15 protein-coding genes are annotated in these 13,248 nt (G+C 38.9%); 10 read left to right on the top strand and 5 right to left on the bottom strand.

Features of this window, described 5'->3' with window-relative positions:
• Positions 1 to 72 precede the first annotated feature (72 nt).
• Positions 73 to 645 carry a dihydrofolate reductase family protein gene (locus ACFSR3_RS02890; RefSeq protein ID WP_379819635.1) on the top strand — a complete coding sequence of 191 codons (573 nt, stop codon included), beginning with the start codon at positions 73 to 75 and terminating at the stop codon, positions 643 to 645.
• 66 nt (positions 646 to 711) lie between these two features.
• Here ACFSR3_RS02890 and ACFSR3_RS02895 read toward each other — a convergent pair whose 3' ends face one another.
• Together ACFSR3_RS02895 and ACFSR3_RS02900 are read right to left on the bottom strand one after the other, a co-directional pair.
• Positions 712 to 1,632, bottom strand: a complete 921-nt coding sequence (locus ACFSR3_RS02895; protein ID WP_379819636.1) for a helix-turn-helix domain-containing protein — start codon at positions 1,630 to 1,632, stop codon at positions 712 to 714.
• A 74-nt stretch (positions 1,633 to 1,706) separates the two neighbouring features.
• Complete coding sequence (locus ACFSR3_RS02900) at positions 1,707 to 2,549, bottom strand: SDR family NAD(P)-dependent oxidoreductase (RefSeq protein ID WP_379819637.1); 843 nt, start codon at positions 2,547 to 2,549, stop codon at positions 1,707 to 1,709.
• 241 nt (positions 2,550 to 2,790) lie between these two features.
• Between ACFSR3_RS02900 and ACFSR3_RS02905 the strand changes: the two genes are divergently transcribed.
• Positions 2,791 to 3,369 carry a PhnA domain-containing protein gene (locus ACFSR3_RS02905; protein ID WP_379819639.1) on the top strand — a complete coding sequence of 193 codons (579 nt, stop codon included), beginning with the start codon at positions 2,791 to 2,793 and terminating at the stop codon, positions 3,367 to 3,369.
• 66 nt (positions 3,370 to 3,435) lie between these two features.
• On the opposite strand, the gene ACFSR3_RS02910 is transcribed toward ACFSR3_RS02905, so the two are convergent.
• Both ACFSR3_RS02910 and ACFSR3_RS02915 read right to left on the bottom strand, forming a co-directional pair.
• Positions 3,436 to 3,942 (bottom strand): GNAT family N-acetyltransferase, encoded by a 507-nt coding sequence (locus ACFSR3_RS02910; RefSeq protein ID WP_379819640.1) that lies wholly within the window; start codon positions 3,940 to 3,942, stop codon positions 3,436 to 3,438.
• 106 nt (positions 3,943 to 4,048) lie between these two features.
• Entirely contained in the window at positions 4,049 to 4,792 is a 744-nt protein-coding gene (locus ACFSR3_RS02915) for an SDR family oxidoreductase (RefSeq protein WP_379819641.1), read from the bottom strand.
• 102 nt (positions 4,793 to 4,894) lie between these two features.
• Here ACFSR3_RS02915 and ACFSR3_RS02920 point away from each other — a divergent pair, with 102 nt between their 5' ends.
• The 7 genes from ACFSR3_RS02920 to ACFSR3_RS02950 all read left to right on the top strand — a co-directional run bounded on the left by ACFSR3_RS02920 (position 4,895) and on the right by ACFSR3_RS02950 (position 10,494).
• Entirely contained in the window at positions 4,895 to 5,248 is a 354-nt protein-coding gene (locus ACFSR3_RS02920) for a winged helix-turn-helix transcriptional regulator (protein ID WP_379819642.1), read from the top strand.
• A gap of 104 nt (positions 5,249 to 5,352) precedes the next feature.
• Entirely contained in the window at positions 5,353 to 5,853 is a 501-nt protein-coding gene (locus tag ACFSR3_RS02925) for a hypothetical protein (RefSeq protein WP_379819643.1), read from the top strand.
• 41 nt (positions 5,854 to 5,894) lie between these two features.
• Positions 5,895 to 6,491, top strand: a complete 597-nt coding sequence (locus ACFSR3_RS02930) for a Crp/Fnr family transcriptional regulator (protein ID WP_379819644.1) — start codon at positions 5,895 to 5,897, stop codon at positions 6,489 to 6,491.
• Positions 6,492 to 6,596: 105 nt separating this feature from the next.
• Entirely contained in the window at positions 6,597 to 7,568 is a 972-nt protein-coding gene (locus tag ACFSR3_RS02935) for an aldo/keto reductase (RefSeq protein ID WP_379819645.1), read from the top strand.
• A 77-nt stretch (positions 7,569 to 7,645) separates the two neighbouring features.
• Positions 7,646 to 8,413, top strand: a complete 768-nt coding sequence (locus ACFSR3_RS02940) for a helix-turn-helix domain-containing protein (protein ID WP_379819646.1) — start codon at positions 7,646 to 7,648, stop codon at positions 8,411 to 8,413.
• Positions 8,414 to 8,526: 113 nt separating this feature from the next.
• Positions 8,527 to 9,531, top strand: a complete 1,005-nt coding sequence (locus ACFSR3_RS02945) for an aldo/keto reductase (RefSeq protein ID WP_379819647.1) — start codon at positions 8,527 to 8,529, stop codon at positions 9,529 to 9,531.
• Between the two features lie 66 nt (positions 9,532 to 9,597).
• Positions 9,598 to 10,494 (top strand): helix-turn-helix domain-containing protein, encoded by an 897-nt coding sequence (locus ACFSR3_RS02950; RefSeq protein ID WP_379819648.1) that lies wholly within the window; start codon positions 9,598 to 9,600, stop codon positions 10,492 to 10,494.
• Here ACFSR3_RS02950 and ACFSR3_RS02955 read toward each other — a convergent pair.
• Positions 10,487 to 11,866: an exonuclease domain-containing protein gene (locus tag ACFSR3_RS02955; protein ID WP_379819649.1), complete on the bottom strand. Its 1,380-nt coding sequence runs from the start codon at positions 11,864 to 11,866 to the stop codon at positions 10,487 to 10,489. The genes ACFSR3_RS02950 and ACFSR3_RS02955 overlap by 8 nt on opposite strands.
• 232 nt (positions 11,867 to 12,098) lie before the next feature.
• Between ACFSR3_RS02955 and ACFSR3_RS02960 the strand changes: the two genes are divergently transcribed.
• Positions 12,099 to 13,007, top strand: coding sequence for a phytanoyl-CoA dioxygenase family protein (locus ACFSR3_RS02960; protein WP_379819651.1), 909 nt, complete (start codon positions 12,099 to 12,101; stop codon positions 13,005 to 13,007).
• Positions 13,008 to 13,248 lie beyond the last annotated feature (241 nt).

Consider the following 13,248-nt stretch of genomic DNA (forward strand, 5'->3'; position numbering starts at 1 on the left):
CTTTAATACACATTTAATCCATACTGCATATAACATATCTTTGAATCATTACAAAAACAACAAACGAACATTATGAGACAAATAATTTCATTTATGCACATATCGCTTGACGGCTTTGTTGCCGGACCAAATGGCGAAATGGACTGGATAAAAGTTGACGACGAAATCTTTAATCATGTAGGGAAAAGAATAAGTCAGGGAGACACCGCGCTATACGGACGTACAACTTACCAGATGATGGAAGCCTACTGGCCTACCGCAGCAGACAAACCAAATGCTTCACAACATGACATTGAACATTCGGCGTGGTATAAAAACGCCCACAAGATAGTATTGTCAAATACGCTTAACGAAAAGGATTTTACCAATACAACTATCATAAATGATAATCTTGTTAATCATATAAATGAAATTAAACAACAGTCCGGCTCTGAAATACTGCTTTTTGGGAGTCCGGCAGCAACCCACTCATTACTTAATCTAAACCTGATTGACGGTTTTTGGCTTTTTGTAAATCCTATCGTTTTAGGAAAAGGCATTCCATTATTTACAGAAGGACAAAACAAGATGCCTTTAAAACTATTATCTAGCCAACAGTTTTCTTCGGGAGTAACAGAACTGAATTATGTAACCGACAAAAAATAATATCACTAGCTCAACAGCTTATCATAGTCATAAAAAAACCGCTACTGCTGTGTAGCGGTTTTTTTATTAATTAAAACTCCTCCTGAACTCTACAGGAGAAAGACTGGTTTTAGTTTTAAACAGCTTGCTGAACGATTGCGGATGCTCAAAACCGAGGCTATAAGCAATTTCACTAACAGAAAGACTTGTTACCGACAGTTGCTCTTTCGCTTTTTCTATAAGCTTATTATGGATATGCTGCTGGGCATTTTGTCCGGTAAGAGAACGCAGCATATCGCTAAGATAGCTTGGAGATATATGTAACCTGCCTGCAAGATACTGTACTGTGGGTATTCCCTTATTAGCAGACTGTTCTTCACCAAAGTATTCATCCAGTATCTCTTCAAGGTTTTGAAGCAAATCGTTACTTACCGCTTTGCGGGTAATAAACTGACGTCGGTAAAAACGGTTGGCATAATTAAGCAAGAGTTCAATTTGTGAGATAATAACATCCTGACTAAAATCGTCGAGACGGCTATTTAACTCCTCTTCTATAATCTCAAAAATAGAAATTATAACTGCCTTTTCTTTGTCTGACAAGTGCAATGCCTCATTAGCCGAATAGGAGAAAAAACCATATTGCTTAATCTTTTTTGCTAAAGGGTAAGTGAGTAAAAAATCGGGATGTATAAGCAAAGTATACTGCGAACATACGCCACCATGATCTTCGTCTTTCCCAATTATCTGACCGGGTGCTGCAAAAAGGAGTCCACCCTCATCAAAGTCGTAGTAATGCTGTCCGTATTTTATGCGACCGCTCAGGCGGGGCTTATAGGATATCTTATAAAAGTTAAGCACATGCGACTGCGGAACATAACGCTCCACCACCTGAGTACTTTCTGCGCCAAGTATAGTTATAAGCGGATGATTAGGCTCCGGCAGGCCAAAAGTCCTCGCTGCTTCGGTTAGCGAAGTAAAATTATACGGCAGGTTCTCTTCTTTTTTCATTTCCTCAAAATTTATATAAAGATAACCGATAATCAGCAGACTACCGGTTACCTCTATCTTATTGTTGTAATTAATTAGCCCTGCGCTGCGATAGCCACATCTTCCCAGGCTTCCCATTCAGCCATGCGCTCGGCATAGGCACCTTTTACCCAAGAAAGGTTATTACTACCCAAGGACAAACGCAATGGAGGGTTTTCAGCATCTACCGCGGCAAATAATCCTGCCGGAGTAGCATCGGGTTTACCACGCTCAAGATTTTGTAGGTTTTGGAAGAAGCTGTTTTTAAAATCTTCATAGACTTCTATTCCCGGCGCAAACTTAAGCGACTCCTGACTTCCAAATTCTGTAGCATAAGCACCCGGTTCGATAATGGTTACTTTAATACCAAAGTCTTTAACCTCTATTGAAAGGCTTTCGTGTATTGCTTCAAAGGCCCATTTAGATGAGGCATAGTAGCCAATAACCGGAAGGGTTACATGACCAAGATTACTTGATGTTCCCAATATGTGCCCATAGCCCTGCTCCCTTAGTATGGGCAAAGCAGCCTGTATAACAGCAACTGCACCAAAAATATTGGTATCATACATAGCCTTTACATCCTCGGCACTGGCTTCTTCAATAGTACCTACCAATGAGTAACCTGCGTTGTTAAGCACGACATCAAGCCTCCCGAAATGAGAATGGGCTTTTTGTACTGCTTCTTTTGCCTGAGTAGCATTGGTAACATCAAGTTCCAGCGTAAGTACATTATCGCCAAACTGTTCATTAAGTACAGCTATACTTTTAAGATTACGTGCCGTAGCAACTACTTTGTCACCGCGTTTTAATGCTGCCTCTGTCCACACACGGCCAAACCCACGTGATGCTCCTGTAATAAACCAAACTTTTGTACTATCTGTTGTTTTTTGATCTGACATAATTTATATGTTTTTAAAATTGATAGTACAAAGTTCGGCAGATACAACATGAGGAACGTAGCCTAATCGGGGAAGGACTTAGCCTAAATGAGGAACTTGCTTTGTGACAACATACCTCATCTTAAAATAATATTTCATCTAAATGAAAAAAAATATAGCATAATTCCTTTTATTAGGTATTTAAACCTTAACCATTCCCCCTATTTCTGTACCTTTGCCGCTCATAATAAAGATCATCAGAATGAAACCAGAAGAAGTAATAAAGCAAAGAAGCGGAAACGTGTGTGAATTAAGCGGTGCTACAGATAACCTTGTAATATATGAAGTACCACCTGCGCAAAATACGGGTGCTGACGGCTCTATACTTATCAGCGAAAAATGCCTGAACCAGATAGACAAAAAAGAAGAGCTTGACAGTAAGTTCTGGCAGAGCGTACTGCCTACATCTATGTGGAGCGAGGTTCCGGCTGTACAGGTTGTTTCATGGCGTATGCTGAACCGTTTCCGTAACGAAAGTTGGGCTGCCGATGCGCTTGACATGATGTACCTTGATGATGATAACCTAGAATGGGCTAAAGCTACAGGCGACCATACCGGCGACGGAGAAGTACAATTGCACAAAGACAGTAACGGTAATATCCTTCAGAATGGCGATACCGTAACACTTATTAAAGACCTTGATGTAAAAGGTTCAACGCTGAATGCTAAAATTGGAACTGCGGTTCGTAACATCCGTTTGGTTCATGATAACCACGAACAAATTGAAGGCAAGATAGAAGGACAACAGATTGTTATCCTTACCAAATATGTAAAGAAATAATCTTTCGTTATAATAAAAACAAAACCCGGAGCAGCACTGTTCCGGGTTTCTTGTTTTTTATCTGGATTATTCCAATACTTTCTCATAGGCTCTTCTGGCACTGCCCCTGAAGAAAACTTCACCACAGTACACATAACCCAGCTTTTCGAATATCTTCATCATAGCAGGATTGTCAAAATTGGTATCCGCTTTTATGCTGCGGATGTTATTATCTAAAGCATAGCTTTGTATATGTTTTAAGATTTGAGCCGACAATCCCTGCCCTATATAATCCGAAGAAACAGCAACCCTGTGCACCACTACAAAATCATCGTTAGTAATCCATTTGCCTTCAATACCGGCATAAGCGGGTTCGTCATTAATTAAAACAGCACTATAGCCAACAATTTTATCCCTATCGGTCAGCACAAAGCCTACGCCTTTTTCGATATCATTTTTTACTACATCAGGGTTAGGATACCCATCCTGCCATTGTTTGCTACCATCTTCTTTACGCCTGTCTATTGCCTGTTGTAATATGTCCCATATTTGGGAAGCATCATCTTTTTGCGCTTTTCTAAATTTGTATTCCATAGGCGTAAATTTAAAAAACATATCGTGATTAAAGACCTTATTATATACAAAAGCAGAAACACCTTATGATGTTTCTGCCCTTTTTAAATTAAAAGCTTTCTGATAATTATTTCATTGCATATCGCGTATAACCACCATCGGCAACTATGTCAGCTCCGGTAATAAAGCTCGCCGCATCGGAAGCGAGGAATAATACCGTTTTAGCAATTTCTTCAGCCTGTCCTAATCTCTGTAAACCGGTTACAGAAGCAAGATATTCTTTAGCTTCAGCTGTCGCAACAGATTCCAGACCCGGTGTTTGTATAGGCCCCGGACTTACCATGTTTACACGGATCTTTCTGTCTACAAGTTCGTTTGCTGCAATATGTGCAATCTTGTTTATTGCACCTTTAGTTGCAGAATAAATACTTGTACCTATGTTTGCCGCAGTTGCCACTACCGATGATGTAATTATTACCGATGCTCCTTCAGCAAGATGAGGGATAAACTTTTGCAGTGTAAAGAAATGTCCTTTAACATTGGTATTAAACTGCGCATCAAAATCTTCTTCGGTTACTTGATCTATCGGACTAAAAGTTGCTATCGCTGCATTAAGGAAAAGTACATCTACTTTATTTCCTGTTTCAGCAATTGCTTTTTCAAGGATAGCAATATCTGCTAGTTTAGAAGTATCCGATACAACTGTTTTTAACCTTGAATTATTGATCTCAGCTGCTGCTTTTTCAAGATTAGCAGAAGAACGTCCGGTAATCCATACGTTGGCACCTTCGTTGATAAATGCTTGTGCGGTGGCAAAACCAATTCCTGTTGTTCCGCCTGTTATAACTACTTTTTTATTATTAAAGCTCATTGTAAATATTTTATTGTTACACCGCAAAATTAGGCTACTTTAGTTTATTTAAGTAACTTTGTTACAAAAAGTAACAGTAACATTTGAGTAACCTAGTAACCTATGAGTAACAACCCTTGCAATCCGGCCCATACAAAAGAGATAATGGCAATTCATGATACAATGGATGTGCTGAATGGTAAATGGAAAATATCCATAATCTCTTCTATCTGCTATTACAACCAACGAAGATTTTCGGATATCCTGAATGATGTAAACGGTATTTCGAACAAAATGCTGAGCAAAGAGCTGAAGGAGCTGGAGATGAATAAACTTGTAAGACGTACTGTACTGGATACACAGCCCATAACAGTACAATATCAGTTAACAGAATACGGACTTACGCTCAGGACTATAATTAACGACCTTGCTGAATGGGGACTAAAACACCGTCAGCTTATTACACAGGATATGTAATTTTTAAAAACTAGTACCAGCTATATAAGCTAAAAAACTTATGGCGGATTAACTTAAGTGAATTTCCCGCATTTTATTGTTTTGAAAATTTGCAATAAAAAAATATGGGACTTTCAAACTTAGGTATTTTTCACACAGTTATCGGTATACTTGCCATTGTTGCAGCATTAGTATCATTCATTAATTTCGGAAAGATCAGTTTAAGTAAACTATCCGGTAAAATCTATTTTTACGCAACTGTAATTACATCGTTAACCGCTTTAGGTTTTACAAAACATGGTGCTTTTAATCCGGGGCATATTTTTTCCCTGTTCATCGTTGTACTGGTTGTAATAGCTTTTATCCTTCATCTAAAGAAGAAAGGAAACACAAAAGCACGCTACTTTGAAAACTTCTTATTGTCATTTAGTTTCTTCCTGTCACTAGTACCTACGGTAAACGAGACCCTGACACGCGTTCCGCTGGGTCATCCTCTCGCAAAAGACCCTACTGCCCCCATAATACAGCAGGTATTACTTGTATTTTTTTTACTGTTTATTGCCGGATCGGTTTTCCAGTTTATCAAACAAAGAAAGCTTAACAGAGGCCTTTCTGAAACAAATTAATTTCTACTTTTATCGCATAGCGAAAATGCAGAATATTAAAAATGAATACTGATTCGACAGCGATTTTAAACAACGTATTAACATCATTTGCAGCGCTAACGGAAAACGACATTTCTGTTAGCGCCTCTTTATGGCGCAGGCGCGAAATAAAGAAGGGCGACTTTTACAACAAACAGAATATCGTCTGTAAAGATCTGGGCATTGTGGTAAAAGGTATCTTCAGGGTATATTATTATGATGAGAAAACGGATGAAGAGAAAAATATGTTCTTTTTCTCCGAGGGACAATTCATTGTATCCTTCCGTAGCTTTCTTTACCAATATCAATGCGTATATTATATTGAGGCACTTGAAGATGCTGAAGTGGTGTATTTGCCTTATGACGATTTGCAAAATCTGTATGCAAACCACAAACCCTGGGAACGCTTTGGCAGGATACTGGCAGAACATTTCTTCAATCAGTCGCAGGGGCGCTCTGAAGAGTTGTTATTCTTCAGTCACGAAAAACGTTACCAAAACCTGTTAGTGCAGCACCCTAATATAGTGCAGCGTGTACCATCTTTTCACATAGCTTCATACCTCGGCATTAAAAACCAATCTTTAAGCCGTATTAAAAAAAGACTTCTGGATAATAAATAGACTTTTCTGTTGAGCCGTACAGACAACTAAATTGAGCTGTGCACGAAAACGGCAACGCTGTATTATGCTGAACTTTGCATTGTTAATCATCAATAAAAATTAATAATGACAACAATAAAAAAGATTCAGCTTGGCAACAACGGCCCTTTAGTATCTAAACTTGGATTAGGCTGTATGCGTATGTCCTCCGTATGGGGTGGCGCTCAAAATGACGAAAACGAAAGCATTGCTACCATTCAGCAGGCATTGGATAACGGTATCAACTTTTTAAACACGGGAGATTTTTACGGTAGCGGCCACAACGAAATGCTGGTAGGAAAAGCCATAAAAGGACGCAGGGATGACGTTTTCATCAGCGTTAAGTTTGGGGCTATATTTTACAACGGACAATGGATTGGTCTTGACCTTCGCCCTGTAGCTATCAAAAACTTTATTAATTACTCTCTTACCCGCTTAGGCATTGATACCATCGACCTGTATCAGCCTTGCCGTATGGATGGCAGTGTGCCTTTAGAGGATATAATCGGAACAATCGCTGATTTAATAAAAGAAGGTAAAGTACGCCACCTTGGTGTTTCAGAAATCACTCCAGAGCAACTTCGCCAGGCAAACAGCATACATCCTGTATCGGCTTTAGAGATAGGTTATTCATTAGCTGACCGTCAGATAGAGAATGATCTGTTGCCTACAGCCAAAGAACTTGGTATAGGCGTAGTAGCATTTGCCAATACTGCAGAAGGACTGTTAACCGGAAACATGAAAGCTCCTCTTGCCGAAAACGACTACCAAAATCATTTTTCACGCTTTCAGGGAGAGAACCTGATAAAAAACCTTGAAAAGGTAGAAATACTTAAAGCCATTGCTAACGAAAAAGGATTTACCCCTACCCAACTGGCTATTGCATGGGTTAATGCTCAGGGTGACCACATCATGCCATTGGTAAGTATGAGCAAAAGGTCAAGGCTTCCGGAAAACATAAAGGCTATGGAACTTACATTTACCCCTGAAGAAATGAATGCACTAAACACCAATTTTGCAGTTGGGTCTATACTTGGTGGCACATATCTTCAGCGATAAGAATTTAGTATCTTTACCTAATGACAAATCCCAACGAAATAGTACCCGGAATAATATTCTATTCTTATCTCTCTAAAATGAGAAAGGACAAAATAGGATTCTTTGAGCACAATACACTTGTAATGCAGGTGTCGGGTCATTTTACACTTGAAACAGAAGGACAGACCGTTTCGATGACCGATGGACAAATGCTGTTGATACGTAAAAACCAGTTGGGCGAAATTACCAAACTACCAACCAATGGCAGGGATTACCAAACCATTGTTATTTGTCTTCAGGAAGAAATGCTGAGAAAAATTGCGCTCGAGCAATATACCGAACCTATAAATAAGTGCAATGGGCCGCTTAACGTGCTCATTCCGGGAAATGATTTTTTACGGGGTTTCTTTCAGTCGATAATGCCCTATGTGCAAAATTCGGAAGCTGGAATAACCGAATCAATGGGATTACTGAAAGTGCGTGAAGCAGTGCAATCATTGCTGCATACCATGCCGGAACTGAAAGATTTCCTGTTTGACTTTTCTGAACCACATAAAATAGATCTGGAGAAGTTTATGGTAACCAATTACCATTTTAATATGCCGGTTGAAAAATTTGCATACCTCACAGGAAGGAGCCTTGCCGGTTTTAAGCGCGATTTCCAGAAAATATTTGGAATGGCGCCAAGACATTGGTTAACCGAAAAAAGACTATCAGAGGCATTACACCTCATCGAAAAGAAAAACAAAAAGCCGTCGTCTATTTACCTTGACCTTGGTTTTGAAAGCCTTTCGCATTTTTCGCATTCCTTTAAAAAACGATTTGGAAAAACACCTTCAGAATATCTGGTATTAGATAAAGTTTAAGCCCTGCAATTGCAGGGCTTTTTTATTATCCCTGATTTACATACAAGCTTCAGGGATTTGCATACACCCAATTTTTTAATGATGCCGAACTTTGTCCTGTAAAAAACTAAAATATGGAAATTAAGAAGATATCATTAGGAAATCAGGGGCTGACAGTTCCTGTTGTTGGCTTAGGCTGTATGGGTATGACAGGCTTTCAGGAGGGAAATATGTACGGCCCCGCAGATGAGCAGGAAGCTATAGCAACCATTCACAGATCATTAGAGCTGGGCGGTAATTTTTTAGACACTGCCGACCTGTATGGCCCTTTTAAAAATGAGCAGCTCATTGCAAAAGCCATTAAAAACAATCGTGACAAGTATATTATTGCCAGTAAATTTGGCTGGGAAATAGACGACAACAATCAGGTAACATGGGCCATTAATGGCAAAAAAGAATATGTAAAAAAAGCTGTTGAGCGTTCGCTAAAAAACCTCAACACTGATTACATCAACTTGTATTACATGCACCGCCTGGATAAGAATACCCCAATAGAAGAAACCGTTGGTGCGATGAGCGAACTGGTTAAAGAAGGTAAGATAGGTTATATAGGTCTATCTGAAGTGTCTTCCGAAACTGTGAAAAGAGCGCATGCCGTTCATCCTATTACGGCAGTACAAAGTGAATACTCTTTATTCGAGCGAACTGTAGAAGAACGTGGCATCCTTAAAACCCTAAACGATCTGGGAATTGGTTTTGTTGCCTACTCTCCTCTTGGACGTGGCTTTTTATCGGGTGAAATCCGCAGTATAGATGACCTGCCTGAAAATGATTTCCGTCGTGCAATACCACGTTTTCAGGAAGAGCATTTCTATAAAAACCTGGAACTGGTAAAAGCGATAGAGAACATGGCTGCAGAAAAAAGCATTACATCTTCGCAATTGGCTTTGGCATGGATCATAAGTAAAGGTGTTTTACCAATACCGGGTACAAAAAGAAGAAAATACCTTGAACAAAACATAGCTGCAACAGCTATTGAACTGAGCCTGGCAGAATTGTCAAAACTGGAAAGCATTGTTCCATTAGGAACAGATACAGGCAATCCGTATGATGAATTCAGTATGGGACTTATTGACTAAAAAATAAGGCTGTATTTTTAACAATGCAGCCTTTCTTCTATTGTATGTAATCACTAAATTAGTACTATGAATGCAATTAAATCCATATCGGAATTTCACAAGTTATTGTCACTCCCTGAACCGCGTCATCCATTGGTAAGTGTTATTAACCTAGCCGAATGTATCTTTCTCGAAGATGATATATGGAAAGGATTTGTAAACCGCTTTTACTGTGTGGCTTTAAAAAGGGAAGCTAAGGGAAAAATAAAATATGGACAGCAGCATTATGATTACGACAAAGGCGTTTTAAGCTTTACGGCTCCCAACCAGGTTCAGCATCTTGATCTGGAAACAGTAGAATGCGGATCAGGCGATTTGCTTATTTTTCATCCGGACTTTTTGCTGAAACATCCATTAGCAAACAACATCCATACGTATGGCTTTTTCTCCTATGCGGTAAACGAAGCGTTACACCTTTCGGCACAGGAAGAAAATGACCTTATTGAGATACTCCATAAGATCGATAAAGAGTGTAGCCATATAGATAAACATACACAAGAAATCATTCTTTCGCAAATTGAGCTACTCCTTAATTATTCTAAACGATTTTATGAGCGCCAGTTCATTACCCGGAAAAACAACAACCATCAGCTTCTGATAAAATTTGAGCAAATAGTAGATAGCTATTTTAATGATATTACAGATACTCCAAAGCAATTACTAACGGTAAATCACATTGCCGGACTGATGAATCTTTCGCCAAATTACCTTAGCGATTTGCTGCGTGTGCACACCGGGCAAAACACCCAACAACATATACACGAAAAACTAATTGAAAAGGCTAAAGAAAAGCTTTCTACAACTAACCTTTCCATAAGTGAAATAGCTTATGCATTTGGCTTTGAACACGCACAATCGTTCAGTACACTGTTTAAAAAGAAAACCGATATGTCACCAGTGGAATTCCGACATACGTTTAATTAGTAAGACTTAAGCTTTTTAAAACCTTTCCGGGATAACGTGTTGCAAAACTGTTTATGAGTTGCATGATATAATCGTTACTTCTGTAGGGTGTGACATAGGTTTTTATTTCAGAAGGTTCTTCAATGCCTATATCTGTGCTTATATACCCCATCCCATAAAAATGACCTTTCTCTACCCAAATACAGCTGCGTTCATCGGCTGACCTGCCTTTATCAATAATAGCAAAGCTTGGCCTGTTATCCAGAATAAAATTGATGGCGTTTTGAATTTGTTCATTATGAACATTTACATCCGGTAAATTTACAGTATCGTATTTGTAACTACCTTCTTTCTCCCCTTCTACACAGTATTTGCAAAAACGATGATCAATCTCAAACTCCCTTGAAAGGCTCTGTAAAAGGTTGACACCTTCATAAAAACTGCCAAATGTCTGAATAGAATTTTGGAATTTAGTCAGCTTCCCAACAGCAAGATATCGATAACCATTTCGGGCTTCGTAGTCATACAAACCATATTTAGCTTCAAAGCGTTTTAGTGCTTTATTATGAACCGGCCAAAGTTTCTTTATTTCGGAACATTCTAAAAGTAACGCCATCAGTTCGGTGGCACATACTTCAAAAGATATTCCGTAAATATCCCTGAGGAAATTTTGCCTTTGAGGCGTAATCTTATGTCCGCTGAAATGTGATGCAACACGTTTTTTCAGGTTTACAGCCTTACCAACATATACTACCTTTTTAGCCTCATTATAAAAATAATACACTCCCGGTTTTTCGGGTAATTGTTCGAAATCAGATGGTGGAAGATTAGGCGGCAGTCGCTGATCCTGTGCTGTTTTCTTCAGCATTTTTTCGATCTCGTTATCGGTATCCCATTCCAGTAAACGTGAAAACAAAATAGCAGTAGCATCGGCATCACCACCTGCACGATGTCGGTGCTCAATTGTTATGTCTAATGACCGGCAAAGATTCCCTAAACTGTATGAACCAAGTCCCGGTTTTATCTTTCGTGAAGCGCGAACAGTACAAAGTTTTCGAGCTGTCCATTTAAACCCTGATTCTTCAAGCTGGTGGCGAACAAACGAATAATCGAAGTTTACGTTATGTGCAACGAAAATTCGGTTATTCAGCAGTTCGTGAACCTTATCGGCAATATCATCGAAAATGGGAGCATCGCGTACCATTTCATTATTGATGCCTGTTAAAGCAAAAATAGGAACAGGTATTTCCTTTTGCGGATTGACCAATGTTTCCCAACGGTCAACAACACTAATGCCATCATGAATAATAATGGCAATTTCGGTAATACGGCTGCCGCTCGCGTTACCTCCTGTGGTTTCAATATCTACTATGGCATACTCCTGCTTCTTCATCTTCTATAAACCTCAACCTATTGATATTCTGCTGCAATGTAATTAATAACAGGTTAAAAGAAAAGACTGAGATGTTAAAGTATATTACAATCAAATACAAACAGCATTCAGTTTTACGGTGTATATCATCAGTTATTTAAAATATCAATTTTAGTTAAGATAAACTCAGGTATTTTTACGCTGTTACCGTATTGCCTTGTTTTCTATTTTTGAAAATAAACATTGAAAAAACATGCCTTACGACATACTTGAAAAATTATGGGAAAAATCAAAAAATCCGTCTGTTAAAAATGATGGCGAATCCTGGAACGAACAAATGGAAGCATTATATGGACTCGGAATAAGCATGGAAAATACCCTGCAATACCTTTATTTTGAAAAACCGGATTTGCAAACCTTTAAAACATGGTTAGCCCAAAGAAAAAAAGATAACATCACTAAGGAGAAAGACATTGAGGATGTACTTACCAAGGAAGATCTTAAATTTTGGGAGAACAACGGCTACATAATAGTAAAAAATGTCATAAGCGGGGAAGATTGTTTAGCCACCCAACAGGCAATATGGGATTTTTTAGACGCATCACCTGACGACGAAACATCATGGTATAAAACCCACGAACAGAAAAAGGGTTTGATGCTTAATTTCTCAGACCATGAAACCCTAAATAAAAACAGGCAATCGCTAAGAATTCGCAAAGCTTATGAACAACTTTACAAATCAGACGCTATTCACAAAGTTATTGACAAAGTGAGCTTTAACCCTCCGGAAACAAATTCATACCATTTCATGGGTAGTAATTTGCATTGGGACGTAAGCCTTAAAACACCTGTCCCTTTTGCCATGCAAGGGCTACTGTACCTTACCGATTGTGGTCCAGATGACGGAGCCTTTCATTGTGTACCGGGCTTTCACAACAAGCTTGAATCGTGGTTGGAGCAATTATCACCGCATGAAAATCCCAGGGATAAAGCATTGCGTATGCTGAGTCCTGTTCCTGTAACAGCCAGTGCCGGCGATTTTATTGTTTGGGATAACAGGCTGCCGCATTGCGCTACTGCAAACCACGGAAAATTACCCCGAATGGTACAATACCTTACTTACCTCCCAAACAATTACAAGGCAGCAAAAGAGTGGTTATAGGATGATGCAGAACTATTATATAAATGTTAAAAAAACACAGCTAAAATAAATCCTCAAACAGATTCCATAATTTTAAAAACAGTAAATTTACAACACAACCAATAAAAACTGTTATGAGAAAACTAACCTTCACGCTATTTACAATAGCTTCTCTTGCTCTGGCTAGTTGCGGATCAACAACATCTGTTACTGCATCTTAGAAAGAGCCTAATCTAAAAAACGAAAGTTACAAAAAGGTATT

The organism is Flavobacterium suzhouense, from assembly GCF_042684765.1.
Classification (GTDB): Bacteria; Bacteroidota; Bacteroidia; order Flavobacteriales; family Flavobacteriaceae; genus Flavobacterium; species Flavobacterium suzhouense.